11 protein-coding genes and 1 pseudogene are annotated in these 18,693 nt (G+C 65.2%); 3 read left to right on the forward strand and 9 right to left on the reverse strand.

Features of this window, described 5'->3' with window-relative positions; translation table 11 throughout:
- The first annotated feature begins 56 nt into the window (after positions 1–56).
- On the forward strand, positions 57–533 hold the full coding sequence (nrfH, locus tag OTER_RS23240; protein ID WP_012377392.1) for a cytochrome c nitrite reductase small subunit: 477 nt from the start codon (positions 57–59) through the stop codon (positions 531–533).
- Positions 534–681: 148 nt separating this feature from the next.
- Positions 682–2,160 (forward strand): ammonia-forming cytochrome c nitrite reductase subunit c552, encoded by a 1,479-nt coding sequence (locus tag OTER_RS23245; RefSeq protein ID WP_012377393.1) that lies wholly within the window; start codon positions 682–684, stop codon positions 2,158–2,160.
- Between the two features lie 347 nt (positions 2,161–2,507).
- On the opposite strand, the gene OTER_RS23250 is transcribed toward OTER_RS23245, so the two are convergent.
- The 3 genes and pseudogenes from OTER_RS23250 to OTER_RS26980 form a co-directional block, all read right to left on the reverse strand.
- The gene (locus tag OTER_RS23250) at positions 2,508–4,814 is read right to left on the reverse strand and encodes an OPT family oligopeptide transporter (protein WP_012377394.1); all 2,307 of its coding nucleotides are present in this window, start codon (positions 4,812–4,814) and stop codon (positions 2,508–2,510) included.
- Positions 4,815–5,002: 188 nt separating this feature from the next.
- Entirely contained in the window at positions 5,003–6,121 is a 1,119-nt protein-coding gene (locus OTER_RS26975) for an immunoglobulin domain-containing protein (protein ID WP_425496023.1), read from the reverse strand.
- Positions 6,122–7,168: pseudogene (locus OTER_RS26980) on the reverse strand (endo-1,4-beta-xylanase); the annotation flags it as partial.
- Between the two features lie 357 nt (positions 7,169–7,525).
- Here OTER_RS26980 and OTER_RS23260 point away from each other — a divergent pair.
- Complete coding sequence (locus tag OTER_RS23260; RefSeq protein ID WP_012377396.1) at positions 7,526–9,364, forward strand: OPT family oligopeptide transporter; 1,839 nt, start codon at positions 7,526–7,528, stop codon at positions 9,362–9,364.
- A 96-nt stretch (positions 9,365–9,460) separates the two neighbouring features.
- Here the strand turns inward: OTER_RS23260 and OTER_RS23265 are convergent, their stop codons facing one another.
- The 6 genes from OTER_RS23265 to OTER_RS25580 form a co-directional block, all read right to left on the reverse strand.
- Positions 9,461–11,605 carry an immunoglobulin domain-containing protein gene (locus tag OTER_RS23265; protein WP_012377397.1) on the reverse strand — a complete coding sequence of 715 codons (2,145 nt, stop codon included), beginning with the start codon at positions 11,603–11,605 and terminating at the stop codon, positions 9,461–9,463.
- Complete coding sequence (locus tag OTER_RS23270) at positions 11,595–12,242, reverse strand: hypothetical protein (RefSeq protein ID WP_012377398.1); 648 nt, start codon at positions 12,240–12,242, stop codon at positions 11,595–11,597. The genes OTER_RS23265 and OTER_RS23270 overlap by 11 nt, the downstream gene beginning before the upstream one ends.
- A 77-nt stretch (positions 12,243–12,319) precedes the next feature.
- Positions 12,320–14,326: a M13 family metallopeptidase gene (locus OTER_RS23275; RefSeq protein WP_012377399.1), complete on the reverse strand. Its 2,007-nt coding sequence runs from the start codon at positions 14,324–14,326 to the stop codon at positions 12,320–12,322.
- Between the two features lie 53 nt (positions 14,327–14,379).
- Positions 14,380–15,318: a 2-dehydropantoate 2-reductase gene (locus OTER_RS23280; protein ID WP_012377400.1), complete on the reverse strand. Its 939-nt coding sequence runs from the start codon at positions 15,316–15,318 to the stop codon at positions 14,380–14,382.
- A gap of 55 nt (positions 15,319–15,373) precedes the next feature.
- The gene (locus OTER_RS23285; protein WP_158305521.1) at positions 15,374–16,555 is read right to left on the reverse strand and encodes an immunoglobulin domain-containing protein; all 1,182 of its coding nucleotides are present in this window, start codon (positions 16,553–16,555) and stop codon (positions 15,374–15,376) included.
- 202 nt (positions 16,556–16,757) lie between these two features.
- Positions 16,758–18,650 (reverse strand): family 16 glycosylhydrolase, encoded by a 1,893-nt coding sequence (locus OTER_RS25580; protein ID WP_148218225.1) that lies wholly within the window; start codon positions 18,648–18,650, stop codon positions 16,758–16,760.
- Positions 18,651–18,693: the final 43 nt, after the last annotated feature.

Here is an 18,693-nt window from a genome sequence, read left to right on the forward strand (position 1 = left end):
CCGTCACTTAGGCTTTGACGATTTTCGTTTGCGCCTGACGCTCGCCTCACTGCCCCGTGAAACTTCCGTCGACCCGTCTTCGCATTCTGTTGCTCCTCGGCGTGGCCAGCACCGCCGGACTTTTCGCGGGCATTGGCAGTTACACGTTCTATTACGCGCGGGGGCTCTCGTATTTTTCCAGCGACCCCGCGGCCTGCGTGAACTGCCACATCATGCGCGAGCAGTATGACGGCTGGCTGAAGTCGCCGCATCACGCGGTCGCCACGTGCAACGACTGTCACACGCCGCACGACTTCATCGGAAAATATCTCACAAAGGCCGAAAACGGCTACTGGCACTCGAAGGGCTTCACGCTGCAGGATTTTCATGAGCCGATCATGATCCGGGCGAAAAACTCGACCGTGCTCCAACGCAATTGCGTGAGCTGCCACCAGCAGATCGTCTCCGGGATCAACACGCATCCCGGCAATCGCCGCGAGATGCTCGACTGTGTGCACTGCCATCGCGACGTCGGCCACGGGCCGCTGATCTAGCCCCGTCATGCATTTCGATCGCGAGCCAGCCAAGGTACGACGCTCACTCCGTGAGCGCCGCGAACGCCAAGCGACCTTTCGGCGGGCAGCGGAATGCCCGCCCTACCTGTGAAATGATTGCCGCCCCTAGCTCTTTCTACTCCCCGCCATGATGACGTTTACCCGCTCTCCTCGTCTTTCCGACTGCCGCGGCCTGGCCCTTTGGGTCTATATCGCGGTGCTGGCCGCGATCGCCGTGGCGTCGTTCCTCGTGCTGCTGCTGTACCAGAACATCGTGGCGCGGCAGGCGGAGGCGACGCAACACGTGTTCCGTGTCGTCGAGGTGAACGACAGCGTCACCGATCCCGTGCTGTGGGGGAAAAATTATCCGCGGCAATACGACAGCTACCGCCGCACCGTCGACAAGGTGGAGACGAAGTATGGCGGCAGCGAAGCGTTTCAGCACCTGGACCGGGATCCGGCGTGGCGGACGATCTTCAATGGCTACGCCTTCGCGATCGATTATCGCGAGGAACGCGGCCACGCCTACATGCTGAGTGACCAGCGGGAGACGGAGCGCGTACACAAATTCAAGCAGCCCGGCTCGTGCCTGCAGTGCCACGCGTCGGTAATTCCCGCCTACATCGAAGCGGGACTGAAAGCCGGGGCGCCGGCGGGCAAGGAACACCGCGAGGAACAGATCCAGAAAGGCTTCGAGGTCGTCTGCGCCATGCCTTACACGGAGGCGACGAAGCTCGCCGAGCATCCGGTGTCGTGCATCGACTGCCACGACGCCGAGACCATGAACCTGCGCGTGTCGCGCCCGGCGTTCCTCAACGGCATCCGCGCACTCGCCAAGTCGGACTACCCGACGCCGCACCTGCCCAGCATCGAGCGCTGGCGCCGGGAAGGCCGGCAGGGTGAATACCAGCCGAACGCCGAAGCCACGCGCCAGGAGATGCGCTCGCTGGTGTGCGCGCAGTGCCACAACGAGTATTACTTCAAGGGCGAGCAGAAGCTCGTCACGAACCCATGGAACAAGGGCCTGCGCGTCGAGCACATCGAAGCCTACTACGACGGCCAGAACTACAGCGATTGGAAGCACAAGGACACCGGCGCCGGCGTACTGAAGGCGCAGCATCCCGAGTTCGAGATGTGGAGCCAGGGCATCCACGCGCGCAGCGGTGTCGCGTGCGCCGATTGCCACATGCCTTATCAGCGCGAGGGCGCGATCAAGGTCAGCAATCACCATGTGCGCTCGCCGCTGCTCAACACCGCGGCCGCGTGTCAGACCTGCCATCGCGTGCCGGAGCCCGAGCTGCGCGCGCGCGTCGAGATCATCCAGGATCGCAACCGTGCGCTGCTGAACCGCGGCCAGGAGGCGATCGTCGGCCTGATCACCGCGCTCAGTGACGCCCGCACCGCCGGCGCGAGCGACGCGCAGCTGCAGGCCGCGCGGGAGTTGCAGCGCAAGGCGCAATGGCGGCTCGATTTCGTCTACGCGGAAAACTCGATGGGCTTCCATGCCTCGCAGGAAGCGGCCCGCATCCTCGCCGAAGCAATCGACTACGCCCGTCAGGGCCAGATCGAGGTGGCGAAGAATGGCGCGAAGCCAGCGACGGTCGCCAGCGTAGGCGGAGCGGACTGAAACGCAGCGCAGCAAACGGTAAGGCCGGTGCTCGCCCGCGGTGAGTTCGTCGAACCCGCCCGCTGTCGAATCCGCCTGCGGTGAGCCTGTCGAATCCGCCGCCGGCCGAGGCGCTGCCGAACGCGACGGCTGCCGGCGAGCGGCAGCCCTACAACGATCCCTCCGACGCGACGAGGGCGTCGCGTCCCCAGTAATACAACCGCGCAGCGGCACCATCGGCGCGATGGAGCCGCGACGCCCTCGTCGCGGCTGTTTTATTGTAGCCGGGATTGCTGAGCCCGGCAGCCCGGCTCAACGAGCCGGGCTACAACCGTAATTCCGGCGCGCGTGACCGGCCACCGGGCGCGCTACGACCTGCGCCGCTTCGGCGCCAGCAGCTTTTCGCGCGCCACGAAGTACAGGAATCCAACCAGGGCGCCGAACGGGATCAGCGACAGCCAGTCGGCATTTGCCCCCTCGAAGAACGGATTGTGCAGCAGCGACCAGTCGGTGATCGCCTTGTCGATGTCGCTCAGCGCGGCAGCCATGAACGCAATCACGATGCCTGCGATCGCGCCGCCCGCGATGTAGCCGGAGGCGAGCAGCACGCCCGGGCTCTTGTCGCTCTCCTCGGCAAACTGCTCGGGCGTGAGTTTCGCGTGCGACTCGCGCTGCCGCAGCTTGCGATCCACCAGCCAGCGAATCAGGCCGCCAATGAAGATCGGCGACGACGACGATAGCGGCAGGTACACGCCGACGGCAAAGGCCAGCGCCGGCACGAACGACATCTGCAGCGTGATCGCGATGAAGAACCCGAGCAGCACCAATGCCCAGGGCAGTTTCTGGTCGAGAATGCCCTTGATGATGTACGACATCAGCATCGCCTGCGGCGCGGCAAACTTGCGGACTTGCGAGCCGTCCGGCCGTTCGCTGTAGACGCCGTTGATGCCCGGGTCGACCAGCCACACCGCGTCGCCCTGGTCGTTGACGAGATATTTTCCGGCCGGGGCGCCCACGGTGTCAGTCTTGTGCCAGACCGAATAGGTGGCGGAGTCGTCGCGTGCCTGCGGTCCGCGCACCGCCTCGCGGCGACCGGGATCGAGCTGACCGGCGCTCGCATGCAAGCCGGCCGGGGCCACCTGTGCAATCGGCACGTAGACCGTCGCATCGCTGTTCAAGCGGAGCAGAATAGGCCCGAGCAACACCGCCGAAAACAGGGCACCGGCAAGGATCGCGAGCTGCTGGTAGCGCGGCGTCGCGCCAAGCAGAAAGCCGGTCTTCAGATCCTGCGAGGTCGTCCCGCCGTTCGACGAGGCGATGCACACGATCGCGCCGACGGAGAGCGCCGTCACGTAATACGTCCCGCCGTTCCAGCCCACGATGAGGAAGATCAGGCAGACGAAGAGCAGCGTCGCCACCGTCATGCCGGAGATCGGATTGGAGGAGGAACCGATTTCACCGGTCAGCCGGGAGGAGACCGTCACGAAAAGAAAACCGAACGCCAGGATCAGCAACGCACCGAGCAGGTTCATGTGCAGCGGCTGCGCCAGGATGATCGCGGTGAGGAGGACTACGATGCCACCGCCGACGAACTTCAACGAAAGGTCGCGATCCGTGCGCGGAGGCCCGCCGGCCGCCGCGGCGGCAGCGCCCGAGCCGATGCCAATGTCGCCGAGCCCGGCTTTCACGCTGTGAAGGATCGTCGGCAGCGCGCGGATCAGGCTGATGATGCCGCCCGCCGTCACGGCGCCCGCACCGATGTAGAGAATGTACGCGGCGCGCACCTGGTTCGGCAGCATTTCGCGGATGGGCATGGTGCCCGGCAGCAGCGGCTCGCTGAGTCCATCGCCGAAAAAGTGGATCAGCGGGATCAGCACCAGATACGACAGCGCGCCGCCGGCGCACATGATCGCGGCCACGCGCGGGCCGATGATGTAGCCCACGCCCAGCAGCTCGGGCGAAATTTCCGCACTGACGGATCCGCCGTTGAAGGGCGCGCCAAAGATCTTGCCCGGCACTTCCTTCCAGCCCTTCAGCGCCGCATTGAGCGTCTTGTACAGCAGGCCGATGCCGAAACCGGTAAAGATGATCTTCGCGCCCGGCGATGCGCCCAAACCGGCGGCCGCGGCAGCGCGGATGTCCGCCTGCGCGGCGGATGAGGCGGCGGCGCGATCGTCGGAGTTGGCGCCGGCCTTGAGGACCGCCGCACACGCCGTCCCCTCGGGGTATTTCAACACGCCGTGCTCCTTGACGATCAGCGCGCGCCGCAGCGGGATCATCATCAAGATTCCCAGCAGTCCGCCAAGGACCGCGACCAGCATCACGCGCATCAGCTCGAGTTCGAACCCGAGGATCATGATCGCCGGCATGGTTGCGCCGATGCCGAACGCCAGCGACTCGCCGGCGGAACCGGCGGTCTGCGTGATGTTGTTCTCCAAAATCGTGGAGTCGCGCACGCCCACCTTCGAAAGTCCGCGGAACAGCGCGAGCGAGATCACGGCCACCGGAATGGACGCGCTGACCGTGAGTCCGACCTTGAGGACCAGGTAGAGCGAGGACGCGCCGAACACGATGCCCAGAATCGCGCCCGTGAGTACCGCGCGCAGGGTGAACTCGCGCATCTGCGTCTCGGGCGCAATGAACGGCTCGAAGCGGGGAGAGGAAGGGGAAGACATAAGAATGGCCGGAACTATCCAGCCCCGCGTGCGCAACTCAATACGGGAATGGACACAAGTGGCACGGGCGTCTCGCCCGTGAGCAGCGTCGCAGCATCGCGATGTCCGCACCCCTGCGCACACACGCAAGGGCAGCGGGATGTTGGTGGCCCGCTCCGTGAGGAGCGGGATGATTAAAACGCCACGGCTCAGTTCGACGGATTCACCACGATCTGAGTGGTGACATCGACCCCGTCCTGCCGATAGGTGCCGCGGTTCGTCTGCGCCGGCAAGGTGTTGCCGTGCGAGTCGCTGCCGGGCTTGAACTGCAACTGCGTGACGCCGCTCACCTGTACCGGCTGGGCATTGATCTGTTCCATGTTTCCACCAGTCACTCGCACGTCACTCGCGGAGCCGAGCAGAAGCACGGGCTTGGCTTTGTCGTAAGCCATGATGTCACCGAAGAAAACCGGCCCGGTAAACTCCACGCCCGGCGCGTAGATCCCGGTGAAACCTTGCGCGGCATAGAAGTTGGCGTTGGCCGCACGAATTCCGCCGAACCGGCCGTTCGTGCTCGAGATCGCGATGAACGCGAGATCCGCGATGCCATCGTAAACGGTGTTCTCGTGGCCGACGAACAACGGGCTGCCGTTGTTGGCCGGATTGTTGTCCGTGGTGTTCGGCGATTTGAGGATGTTGTATTGGCCCGTGCGATCGTAGGCCGTCGCCCGGCCGACGGTGAACACCGTCACATTCGTGTTTTCGTTCGCGCCGGTGATCACGATCCCGGCGTGCCCCTTCATGTAGAGCACGTTCGATTGGTTGTATTTCTCCGGTGCAGCGCGATCACCCGCGTTCGCGAGTACGAGCGAAAGCGTGCCCGGTCCGCCAAACTCCACCTGCACGATGTCACCGTCGGCATCGATGAACGATGTACGGGTAATCTCGCCGTTGTCCGGATCGGCCTTGATCGCCTCGGCGACGCCGGTCAGCAACACCTGGTCGTAGAAGTTTCCGTTCGGGTGCGGCACGTGATCGCCTACCTGTTCGCCGGCACCGACCACTTGCTGCTCCGTGGAGATGCCGACGATCACCGGGGTGCTGATGGCCGCGGCCGTGCCCGCGGTGCCGCCGAGCGCGATGCCCGTGTAGATCCCGGTGTCGGCCGGCTGAACATTTGGCAGAGTCAGCGTGGCGGCGGTCGCCCCGGCCACGGTGCTGCCGTTACGCTGCCATGAAAGCGTCGGCGCTGGCGTGCCGGTCGCCGCCATCGTCAGGGAAACACTTCCGCCGAGCGCCACCGTCTGACTCGCCGGCTGCGTCGCCACCGCGGGCGCGCCGGTGGTCAGGTACTCCCGCAACCACTCCATCGCCGGCCGTTCCGAACCGTCGCTGTTCACGATGTAAGCCGTCGCTCGCCACATGCCGGTTCGATACCCCCAGAGCGTGATCCCGATCACCGACGGATGCTGCCAAAAAATCGGGAAGATCCGCTGATATTCACTCAGCTGCGTCGCGTCATCGAGCGCACTCGTCGACGCCCCGCCGTCGACGTCCATCTCGGTCACCATGATTGGCACGCCCGTAGCGGCCAGCAGATCCAGATTCGCTTTCGTCTGCGCCGATGTGCCAGGCAGGTTGCCGGAATACGACCGGGTCGAGAAATAATGCGCCTGGACGCCGACCGCATCGATCAGGTTCTCCGCCTTGAGCAGGTTCACGATCTGAATGTAGCGGTTCATTCGCGTCGTGTCGTTGGTGATGCTGTATTCGTTCAGCATCAGCTGGGTGGTCGGCGGGAAAATCCGCTTCGCCATCCGAAACGCCGTCAGCACCCAGTCCCATCCGGTGGTGCCGCTGCCGCCGAGCGCGTTCATGTAGTTGCCGTCGGCGGGCACGTTCGAGGGCGTGTTGTCGATGCCATCCGGTGGATCGTTGATCGGCTCGTTGACGACCTCAAGGTAGTCGATCGCCGGGTAGCGCGCGGCCACCGCTTGAAACCACTCCTCGATCTCTTCGAGTTGCTCCGCAGGCGGCAGGTTCGCGATCCAGATGGGCTGCTGGTTGCCCCACACGAGCACGTGAAAACGGAAGGGGATATGGTTGGCCTTCGCCAGCGCGTAGGCCGCGTCCAGTTCGGTCCAGTTCATCACGTCCCGCGTGCCTTCGACGCTGCCCCATTTGCCCGCATTCTCCGGCGTCACCTGATTGAAGTAGGAGGTGAGATTAGGTGCCTGCGGGCCGCTGTAGACGCTCCCGAGGAACTTCACGTGTCCGTTGGCCAGCGGAGCGGTGGGCAGCGTCGTCGCAGCGGGCACCAGCGTCGGAGCGGCGCCGAGGAGCAGCGAAAACAGGATCTGTCGGAAGGTTTGCATGAACTGTTGAATGGTGCGCTAAGGACCGTGAGCTGCGGACTGAGGTGCCACGAACTCGTCCGGTGAAGCATTCGGACGCCCTGACCGCCGCTTGAATGGCAGCGCGGGCGCGACGCGCGCGACCGAGTCGGGGGTGGTCCCGCGCGTTTTCCCGTTTGCGGCTGCACGTTGAGTGTCCGTGGTACGCCGCGCAGCTTTCCGTCGGCGCTAACTGTAGATCAGGGGTCGCCGCGCGGCGGTCATGCCGCGACCGACGGAAACTTCCTCGGACCGCGCGTTTTTGTGTGGTGACGCTGCGCGATTCGCCTTTCGTTGCGCATGCGCTCGCGCTCGCAGCGCCCTCTCGATTTACCCCTCATGTCCGCCGAGTTTGTCCGCCCCGCCACCGCCGAACCCAGCACACAATCCGAGCGCGAAACCGCCTGGCTGGCCGCGACCTATCGGCCCTCCGAGCCGAACCTCACGGTGCGCGCGGTCGTCGTGGGCATGCTGATCGGCGCCGCGATGTGCCTGTCGAACCTGTATGTGTTCTTCAAAACCGGCTGGAGCATGGGCGTCACGCTCACGGCGTGCATCCTCGCGTTCGGCGCGTTTCAGGCGCTGCAGGCCGCGCGCATCGTGAAAAAGCCGCTCGGCGTGCTCGAAAACAACGCGCTGACCACGGTGGCCTCCGGCGCGGGCTACATGACCGGCGGCGGCAACATGGCGGCATTCGGTGCGCTGCTGATGGTCACCACGTTCCGACCCGAGCCGCTGCCGATGGTCGCGTGGTTCGGATTGATTGCCGCGCTCGGCGTTTTCGCCGCCATCCCGATCAAGCGGCAGTTGATCAATCAGGAGGGCCTCGCGTTTCCCACCGGCACGGCCACGGCCGAAACCATCCGCTCGATCCACGACGCCGCGGCGGGCGCGGGCGCCAGCAAGGCCGCATGGCTCGGCTGGTCCGCAGTCGGCGCGGCGGTGCTCACGTGGTTCCGCGATGCGTGGCATTGGATCCCGACCACCCTCGGGCTGCCGCTCACCCTCGCCGGCCGCTCGCTGGCGGAATGGACGTTGTCGCTCAAAGCCGAAGTGGTGCTGATTGGTGGTGGCGCGCTGATGAGTTTCCGTACCGGCTGGTCGCTGTTGCTTGGCGGACTGCTGACGTACGCCGTCCTCGCGCCGTCGCTGCTGAGCCGCGGCATCATCGACAGCGTGAGCTACAAAGCCATCGTGGCGTGGACGCTCTGGCCGGGCGCGGCAATTCTGGTCGCGTCGGGGCTCACCTCGTTTGCGCTCGATTACAAGAGCATCGCGCGATCGTTCACCGGACTCACGCAGATCTTCCGGCGCCGCCAGGCGCCAGCCGCCTCGGGCATCTCGGCCGTCGAGTGTCCGGAGTGGTGGTTTCCCACGGGATTCATCGTGCTCGGGCCGTTCGTCGTAGCGCTCATGGTCTGGTTGTTCCAGATCCCGGTCTGGGCCGGCGTGATCGCCGTCCCACTCGCAGTGGTGATGGGCTTCGTGGCCGCGCGCGTCACCGGCGAGACGGACGTGACGCCGACCAAGGCACTGGGACCCGTGACGCAGTTGATCTACGGCGTGATCACGCCGGGCAATCTCTCGGGCAACATCATGTCGGCGAACGTCACCGGCGGGGTCGGACTGCACGCGGCCGATCTTCTTACCACGCTGAAGACGGGCTGGCTGCTCGGCGCGAAACCGCGCCACCAATTCTACGCGCAGCTGTTCGGCGTGCTCGCCGGCGCCGCGATTGTGGTGCCCGCCTTCAACCTGATCCTGCCCGATCCCAGCGTGCTCGGCGGTGAAGCGTGGCCGGCGCCGTCCTGTGTCGTGTGGGCCGGCGTGTCGAAGGCGTTTTCGGGTGGCATCGGCGCGCTGCATTCGACCGCCAAGACCGCGATTCTCGTCGGCCTCGCGCTGGGCACGGCGTTGGCGCTGATGGAAAAATTCGCACCGCGCCGGCTGCGGACGGTACTCCCCTCGCCCGCCGGACTCGGGATCGCGATGGTGATTCCCGGCAGCAACGCGATCGCGATGTTTCTCGGCGCCGCCGCGGCAGAATGGATGCGGCGAAAATTCCCCGTCACGGCGGAGAAAACCGTCGTGCCGGTCGCCTCGGGCCTGATCGCCGGCGAAAGTCTGATGGGCATCCTGATCGCGTTGCTGATCGTCACCGGCGTGCTGGCCGCGTGAGCACGACCGGATTCTACGTGGCCGGCGCGTGAGCGGCGGGGGTTGGAGAGTTCTCGGTCATCCCGCTGCGCGCGCGGGCCACGAGAACGTTGTTCGCTACGGATTCACCACGATCCGCGCCGTGACGTCGACGCCGCCCTCCTGATAGACGGCACGATTGGCCTGCGCCGACAACGTGTGCCCGTGCGAGTCACTGCCAGGGGTGAACCGTAGCTGCGCGATCCCGCTCACCTGCACGGGCCGACCGTTGGCCTGCAGCATGTCGCCGCCGGTGACCCGCACGTCGGACGCCGAGCCCAGCACCAATACCGGCTGTGCCTCGTCATACGCGCTCACGTCGCCGACATAGACCGGCCCGGTGAACTCCACGCCTGGTGCATAAACCCCCGTATGCCCGCGCTGCGCGAAGAATGTCGTGTTCGCCGCGCGCAATCCGCCGAATTTTCCGTTCGTACTCGAGATCGCGATGAAGGCGATATCCGCCAGCCCATCATAGCTGACGCCTGTCTTGAACAACGCCTGGTTCACGGCCGTGCCGGTCCCGACGGTGAACACCGTCACGTTCGTGTTCTCGGTTGCACCCGTGATGACGATCCCCGCGTGGCCGGTCACATACAGCACGCCCGGTTGATTGTATTTCTCGGCCAACGCCGGTGCCGTCGCCGCATCAAGCACCAGCGACAGCGTCCCCGGCCCGCTGAACTCCACCTGCACGATGTCGCCGTCGATATCGATGTACGACGTCCGCGTGATCTGATTGAGATTCCAATCCGCCGTGATCGCCTCCGCCGCCCCGGTCACCAACACCTGATCGAATACGTTCCCATTCGAATGAAGGATGTCGCTGCCCACCACCTCCCCGGTCCCGATCACCTTCGCCGCGGTGGTTACGCCGACAATCGCCGCCCTGCTCGCCGTCGAGAGCGTGCCGTTCTTGGCCACCGCCACGTAAAGTCCCGCGTCGGCCGGCTGCACATTGTTCAACAACAGCGTCGCTCCTGTCCCACCCGCGACGTCGACGCCATTGCGCTGCCATTGGTAAGTGGGAGCCGGCTCGCTCGTCGCCGCGACGGAGAGACTGAGAGCGCCCCCGGCCGCGATCGACCCGCTGCCCGGCTGGGTGGTGATCACGGGAGCAGTTTCACTCGTGGCGCTGAACCGAAGATTCAACGTGATCGCGCCGGTGTAGCCGTCGGGAATGCTGTTGTCGTTGTCGCCCCATCCGTCGACGGCAATGCGGTAGATCGTGCCGCCAGTCACGGCCGTCGTGATCTTGCTCGTTCGCTTCCGTTGCGGCGTCGAGTTCTGCTCCGGACTTTCCTCGTCGTCGTTGGCGGCCACCGGCGTGAGCGCGGTCACGCTGGTTCCGGTGTAGACCGCCAGCACCGTGTCGAAATTGCTGCCGAAGGTGTCAGCCACGAGCGTTCCATTGCTCGGCGCGGTCCAGTTCCACCACACCGAGTGGATACCCGTCGCCCCGGCGTGACCCGGTTCGCCACTTTCACGCGAAGCGCCGATGTTGCTGCCGGTCATGCTGCGCTGCCCGTTGGTCAGGATGATCACCGTAGCCTCGCCGAAACGATCATTGACCGGCGTCACGCCGGGCGTGCCGTAGAGCGTGCGCACCCCGGCCACGTCATCCGACTGCGGCGCTTCGATCGAGCTCACGTGACTGTTCATGATCGCCGTGACGTTCTGCCGCGGGTTGGCTTGGTCCGGATGGTTCAGTCCCAGCACGTGGCCGAGTTCGTGGACCGCGACGCGGCGAATGTCCTGCCGATCCGCGCGCACTGCGCCGCGATAGGAATCCCACGTATAGGCGTTGTTGAACACGATGTCGGTCTCGGCAAAATCGTTCCCATAGGAGTAGATCATCGTCAGCGCGAGCGTGCCGGATGAGAACGCCTGTCCGTCCACATCTTTGTCGATGGCGATTTCATTGATCTCATTGCCGAGCGTGTAGGCGGGCGTCTGCGCCGCGCCGGCGCTGAATTGAACCGCGCCCAGCTGCGCGTTCCACGTCTGCATCGCGACTCCAACGCTGCTCAACAGGCTGCTGCCGTCGCTGAGCGTCGCCGTGGTCGGCAAAGCGACATGCATCACCACGGGCGTGCGATACCATTTAATCAGGTAGAGATCGCTGTCGTCGTAGTAGAGCACAAACGCCGACGCCACCGTCACGCCGGCGACGGCCAGCAAAACGAGCCGACGCAACCACCGCGCGAACACGTTAGCGTTCACGGTTGGCGCCCTCCGCGACCACCTTGATCTTTTGAACGAACTCCGCCGGACCAAGCGCCGACTGCACGGCGAGCCGCCGCGCCGCTTCGTCGAAGAGCCGCTCGGCGAGCGGCCTGCTCACGTCCGCGATGCTGCTCACCGGCTCGCCGTTATCGCGGGCTACATAGCGGCGGCCGCTCGTCGCGTCCGTGCGGACGGCGTAACGCCCGTGCATCATCCCGACGAGCGGGCACACCGAGCGGCCGTTGCCCTGCACAAACAGGATCTCTTCGCCGCCGACCTGGAACTGCGGCACACCCTCCACCAGCAGGGCTTCCTTGCCGACCCGTCCGCCCCAGAGCTCGAGCACCAGGGCGTCCGGCGCCACGCCAGTCACGGGCTCGAGTACCTTGAACTCCACGCGAGTGACGATCGTGAAGCCGCGAGCGGTGCTCTTCTTTGCGGTGGTTACCGACTGCACGACTCCCCGCACGACGTAATCCGCGTCGGTGACGAGTGCGTTGAAGGTCGGCGGCTGGACGGTCGTGCCGAAAAGCGGGGCGCCGATCAGTGCTCCCGCGAGGGTCAGCAGCAGCCAGAGTCCCCGCCCGATGCATGCGGCGGCGGGACGGAATCGACCGATCGTTGTTGGCATCATGGCGCGTAGATTGAACTACTCCGCACACTCTTTGCGTCGACCCAAAACCCCGCGCCGGGATTCGTCTGGCTAGCGTTTTACCAGATGATCACGCGCTCGCTGGCCGGCCGCCGCATCGGCGTGCCCTCCGGAATCGCAAATGCCGTCGCAAACTCCTCGAGGTTCGCCAGCGGACCGTTGACGCGGAAATGCGCCGGCGAATGCACGTCCGTGTGCACGCGCAGCCGCAGCGCCTCCGGCCGGATGTTCTGGTGCCACGCCGTCGCCCAGCTCAGGAAAAACCGCTGCTCAGGCGTGAATCCGTCGATCGGATCGCCCGGTCTTCCGTCCAACGCCTTTTGCAGCGCCGCATACGCGATCGTCAATCCGCCGAGGTCCGCGATGTTCTCGCCCTGCGTCAGCTCGCCGTTCAGGTGCAGATCGTCGAGCGCCACGTAAGCCGCGTACTGTTTCACGATCACCGCCGCGCGCTCGTTGAAACGCTGCGCGCTCTCCGGCGTCCACCAGTCGGTCAGGCTGCCGTCCGCAGCGTATTGCCGTCCCTGATCGTCAAACCCGTGCGTCATCTCGTGTCCGATCACCGCGCCGATCGCGCCGTAGTTCACCGCATCGTCCGCCTGCGCGTCAAAGAACGGCGGCTGCAGGATGCCCGCGGGAAAAACGATCTCGTTCATCGTCGGATTGTAGTAGGCGTTCACCGTCGGCGGCGTCATGCCCCACTCCGTGCGATCCACCGGCCGACCGATCTTGGCGAGTTCACGCGCGGCGTTGAATTCGCGCGCGCGCAGCACGTTCAGCACGTAGGGACCGCGGTCGACCTGCAGCTTGCCGTAGTCGATCCATTTGTCCGGATAACCAATCTTGACGCCGAACGCCGCGAGTTTCGCGAGCGCCTGCGCCTTCGTCGACTCGTCCATCCACGACAGCGCGCGCAGCCGTTCGCCCAGCGCGGTGCGAAGATTCTCCACCAGCACGAGCATCCGTTGCTTCGATTCCGGGGGGAAATACTCCGCCACATAAAGCTGCCCCAGCGCCTCGCCGATCGATTCGTCGACGGCCTCGTAGGCGCGCTTCCAACGCTCGAGCAATTCCGGCGTGCCCTTCAGCTTCCGACCGTAGAAATCGAACTGCTCGTTCACGAACGCAGCGCTGAGATACGGCGCCGTCGCGTTCAGCAGGTGCCAGCGCAGATAAGTGCGCCACGTGCTCGCGGGCGTGGATGCCAGCTGCGCATCGAAGGCCTGCATGAACTCCGGCTGACCCACGTCGACCACCTCGGGCTCGGCGATCCCCAGCGCGGGCCAGTAGCGCGCCCAATCGAAATGCGGTGTCAGCTCCTGCAGCTGGACCGGAGAGAGCTTGTGGAAGTTCGCCACCGGATCGCGCAGTTCGACGTTGGTCTTTGAACCTTTCGCGAGCGCCGTCTCGAGTTGCATCACCGCCACCGCGTCGGCCTGCGCCGCCGCCGGCTCGGCGCCGGCCAGCTCGAGCATCCGCGCCACGTGCGCGACGTACTGCGTGCGCAGCGTCTGCGATTTCTCGTCGTCCCGCAGGTAGTAGTCGCGATCCGGCAGGCCCAGCCCCGCCTGCCAGCCGTACGCGATCATCATCGCGGTGTTCTTCGGATCCTGCTCGGAAGTGAACTGGAACCCCGCCCAGATCCGCCAGCGATGCAGCCGCGCGACCGCCGCCTGCACCTCTGCCTTGGACTCAATTGCCGCCAACCGCGCGAGTTCAGGCTTCAACGGCGTGATGCCCGCGGCCTCGATGCCCGCCTCGTCCATCGCGCTCGCATAAAAATCGCCGACCTGTCGCTCGATGCCTTGCGCGTCCGGGTGTTGGGCCACGCGCTCGAGAATGGCGCGCACCGCCTGCTGGTTGCGCTCCTCCAACTCGTGAAAGGCTCCCCATGTGCTGTAGGCCGCCGGCACCGGATTTGCCTTCTTCCAGCCGCCGTTGGCAAACTGGTCAAAGTCGTCCTGCGGTTTTACGCTGTGATCGAAATTCTGCGGATCGATGCCGGCCCAGCCGACGGTGGCAACACAGAGCATGACGGCCCACGCCGTCGAGGTTCGAAAATGCATCCGGCCACGGTGCGGAACACGGCGGCGAGCGCAAACTCTCCGTGCCCAGCGGGCTAATTCGCGGACGAACGGCGGGGCACCGTGCGCAATTCGTCGTAGAGCTTCGCCAGCTCCGGCACGTCCGCTCCGGCGGCCTGCGCGCGCCGCAACGGCTCGCCCCAGATTGCCTCGATCTCCACTTCGCGACCGGCCAGAAAATCGACCAGGCTCGACGGCCGGTAAGCGTCCATCGGCGGTGTCACGTCGAACTGCTGTTGCAGAAACTCGTCCGCAATCGTGATGCCGAAGGCCGCCGCCGCGTGCTGCACTTCGCGCATCAGCGCGCGGACGCGCGCCGCCAGACGCGGATCCGCGCAGATCCGGTCGGTGGTGATTCCTCCCGCGGCGACGGCGAGCCCGTTGAAGGGAACGTTCCAGACCAGCTTGTGCCAACGCGCCGCGAGCAGGTTGTCCGCGAGCTTGATCGTCACGCCCGCCGCACTGAATTGCGCCGCGAGCATCCGCGTGCGTTCCCGCGGCGCGCCGCTGAACTCGCCCAGCGTAATCGAACCCGGATGATAACACGTTACTTCACCCGGTGCGGTCCGCGTCGACGCGATGAACGCCAGCCCGCCCAGCACGCGCTCTGCGCCGACCAGCGACGCGATCAGCTCATCGGATCCCAGTCCGTTCTGCAGCGTGAGCACCACCGTGTCCGGTCCGATCAGCGGCGGGAGCAATTGCGCCAGCCGATCGTTGGCCGTGGTCTTCAAGGTGACGATCACGAGGTCGACCGCTCCGATCTCCTCGGTGCGCACAAACACCGCAGGTGTCCGCAGCTCGAGCGTCGCGCCATTTTCGTGGATCGCCATAGCGCCGCGCCGGCGGACCGCATCGAGATCACTCCGCAGCAGAAACCGCACGTCCGCGCCGGCACGCCCCAACCGCACGCCGTAGTACGTGCCGATCGCGCCAGCGCCAACGATGGCAATGCGAGAAAAGAGGCAACTCACCCCCGCACCGAAACAGCCGCCGCACCCCAGCGCCAGCGAAGAGTTTCGTCCCGCCTTACGGATTAACCACGATCTTCGACGTCACGTTCTGACCGTTCTGCATCAACACGGCGCGGTTCTGCTTCGCGGCGATTGCATGCCCGTGGGAATCCGTGCCGGCGACAAACTTCAGCTGGTCCATGCCGTTCACCTGCACCGGCTTTCCGTTGTCCTGGTAGAGATCGCCGCCCGTGATGCTCACGTCCGCGGCGGAGCCGAGATACAGCACCGGCTCCGCGGCGTCGAATGCGGAAATATCTCCGACGCGCACGGGCCCCGTGAATGTCACTCCGCGGGCGTAGATTCCCGTATGCCCCTTGGAGGCAAAGAAACTCACATTCGCCGCGCGGAGACTTCCGAACTTCTGGTTCGAGCTCATGATCGCGATGAACGCCAGATCCGCGACGCCATCGTAAGTGGTCGTGCTGTGTCCATCGAAGAGCGGACTGTGGTTGTTGTCGGGATTGTTGGTGGCGCTGATCGGCTTCGTGATGTCGTAGCCGCCATTGGGATCGAAGGCGGTCGCGCGACCGACGGTGAATACCGACACGTGTGTATTCTCGGTTGCGCCAGCGATGACGATGCCGGCATGGCCTTTCATGTAGTTCACCGTCGGTTGATTGTATTTTTCCGCCACGGCGGGCCCGGTCGGGGAGGCCAGCACCAGTGACAACGTTCCCGGCCCGCTGAATTCCACCTGCACGATGTCGCCATCGATATCGATGTAGGATGTACGCGTAATCTGCCCGGCATCGGCGGTGATGGACTCACTCGCTCCGGTCACCAGCACCTGGTCGAAGATGTTGCCGTTGGGATGGTGAATATCGACCGGCGTCAGCTCCGTGCCGGAGCCAATGACCTTGCGGTCGGTGGACAGCCCGACAATCGAAACGATCGAGGCGGAGCCTTCGGTGTTCGACGCCACCGCCGAGTAGAGCCCCGTATCCCCGGGCTCGAGTCCCGAGACGGTCAGCGTGGAGGCCGTCGCGCCGGAGATCATGGTCCCCACGCGGAGCCATTGATACTTGGGCGTCGGATCGCCCGACGCCGAGACGGTCAGCGTGGCGTTGCCGCCGGCCGGTTTGACTACAGCTGCCGTGTAGCTGCCGATCACCGGAGCCGAGGGCGCCGCTTGGACGGTCCACGTGGTGAGCGCGAGAAAGCTGGCGAACGCAAAGGGGACAACGCGGCGGGGCAAGGGCCGGGGGGAGAGGAGAGGAAAACGTCGGGTGGAGTTCTGCATGGGTTCGGATCGCGCGGTTTTGTTCGCGCGCCGGCCTCGACCGAGCCCAGCAACTCCGGTTCCGGCCCGCACCGGGCCTTCCCCTGGTGTTAACCATCAGGCGCATTACTGTACGGTTCTCAGGGAAATCCTGAGACTTGTTACCGCCGGCGCGGGTTCAGGGATTTACCACCACGCGCGCGGTCACGTCCTGTCCGTCCTGCATCAATACCGCGCGGTTTCGCTGCGCGGCCAGTTCGCGGCCATGCGAGTCCGAACCCGCCGTAAACTTGAGCTGAGAGACTCCACTCACCTGCACGGATTCTCCGTTGTCCTGAAAGAAATCGCCGCCCGCAACGCGCACATCCGCGGCCGACCCGAGCACCAGCACCGGTTTGGCGTGATCATACGCACTCACGTCGCCGACGAATACGGGGCCGGTGAACTCCACTCCCGGCGCGTAGATGCCGGTGTGACCCTTGTCGGTGAAGAAGGTGGCATTCGCCGCTCGAATCCCACCGAACTTTCCGTCGCTCGAAAGAATCGCGATGAACGCCAGATCCGCAACCCCATCATAGCTCACCCCGTCCTTGAACAGCGTCTGGTTCACCGCCGTCGCCTTGCCCACGCTGAACACGGACACGTTCGTCTGCTCCGTCGCGCCGGCGATCACGATTCCGGCGTGTCCTTTCATGTAGCTGACGTTGTCCTGGTTGTATTTCTCGGCCTTTGCCGGTCCGGTTGGCGCGTCGAGCACCAGCGAGAGCGTGCCCGGCCCGCTGAACTCCACCTGCACGATGTCGCCATCGGTGTCGATGAACGACGTCCGCGTCACCTGGCCCGCATCCGCCGTGATCGCCTCCGCCGCTCCGGTCAGCAGCACCTGATCGAACACGTTCCCGTTCGGATGCCGAATATCCACCGGCGTCAGTTCCTGGCCCGTCCCGAGCACTTTGCCCGTTGAGGTGATCCCGACGAGCGCCACCCGGCTCGTGGCGGTGCCAAGCGCGTTCTCCACCACGACATCGTAGTCTCCGGCATCGGCGGCGCCCAGCGCCGCAATGGTCAACTGCGGCTCTGCGGTGACGGCTCGCTCCCGCCCCGCCTGCCGCCAGTGATAGGCCGCCGGAGCCGTGCCGCCCGCCGTCACCGCGAGCGTGACACCGCTGCCCGCCGCCACGGTCTGGCTGGCAGGCGCAGTGATTACCGTCGGCGGCCGTTCTCCCGTCTGGTAAACCCGCACCCAGTCGACCGCCATTCGTTGCGGGAACACCGTCGTCGCATCCGGATTGCCGGGCCAGTTTCCGCCGACTGCGAGGTTGAGGAGGATGAAGAACGGCGCATGGAACTCGGCCATCGTCGGCCACAAGGTCGTGTCCACGCTCGTCCGGAAATACTCCACCGCGTCGCGCTTCCAGATCACCTCGTGTTCGCTCCACTCGATTTCGAACACGTGGTAGTCCTCGTATAGAAACTGCGGGTCGGGCAGCTCCCGCGCCCCGCTGCCGTAGGAGGCGTGCGTGCCGTTCGCCTCCCAGTGCAGCGTGCCGTAGATCGTATCGTCGCGGTTCTCGCCGCCACCGATCATTTCCATGATATCGATCTCGCCGCAGCGCGGCCACCCGACAGAGCTGATCGTGTCGCCGAGCATCCAGAATGCCGGCCAGATTCCCTGACCCTGTGGCAGCCGGATGCGCGCAGCAACCTTACCGTATTTCCACGAACGCCGCCCCTGCCCTTTGAGCCGCGACGAGGTGTAGGAGCCATCGGGATTTTTCCGCGCCTCGATGACCAGCGTGCCATTCTCGAGAAAGGCATTCTCCTTCGTGTAGGTTTCCTTCTCGTTATTGCCCCAGCCGCCGGCGCCAAGATCGTAGGTCCAATTATCGGTATCGATCGCCGTGCCGTCGAACTCGTCGGCCCACACGAGCGTCCAGCCCGCCCCAGGCGCCCAAGCGTCAGCCGCCCACGCCGGCGAGAGCCACAGCGCCGCCACCACGAGGAGCCCCCCCGCGAAACCGCCGCGTCGCCGCAGACCGCCCCGCACCTCAGCTGGTCGTGATATCGTCACTACTTTCATAGCAATCCCCTCTACGGAACGAGTTCCCAAATCT

It is taken from the genome of Opitutus terrae PB90-1, from assembly GCF_000019965.1.
Classification (GTDB): Bacteria; Verrucomicrobiota; Verrucomicrobiia; order Opitutales; family Opitutaceae; genus Opitutus; species Opitutus terrae.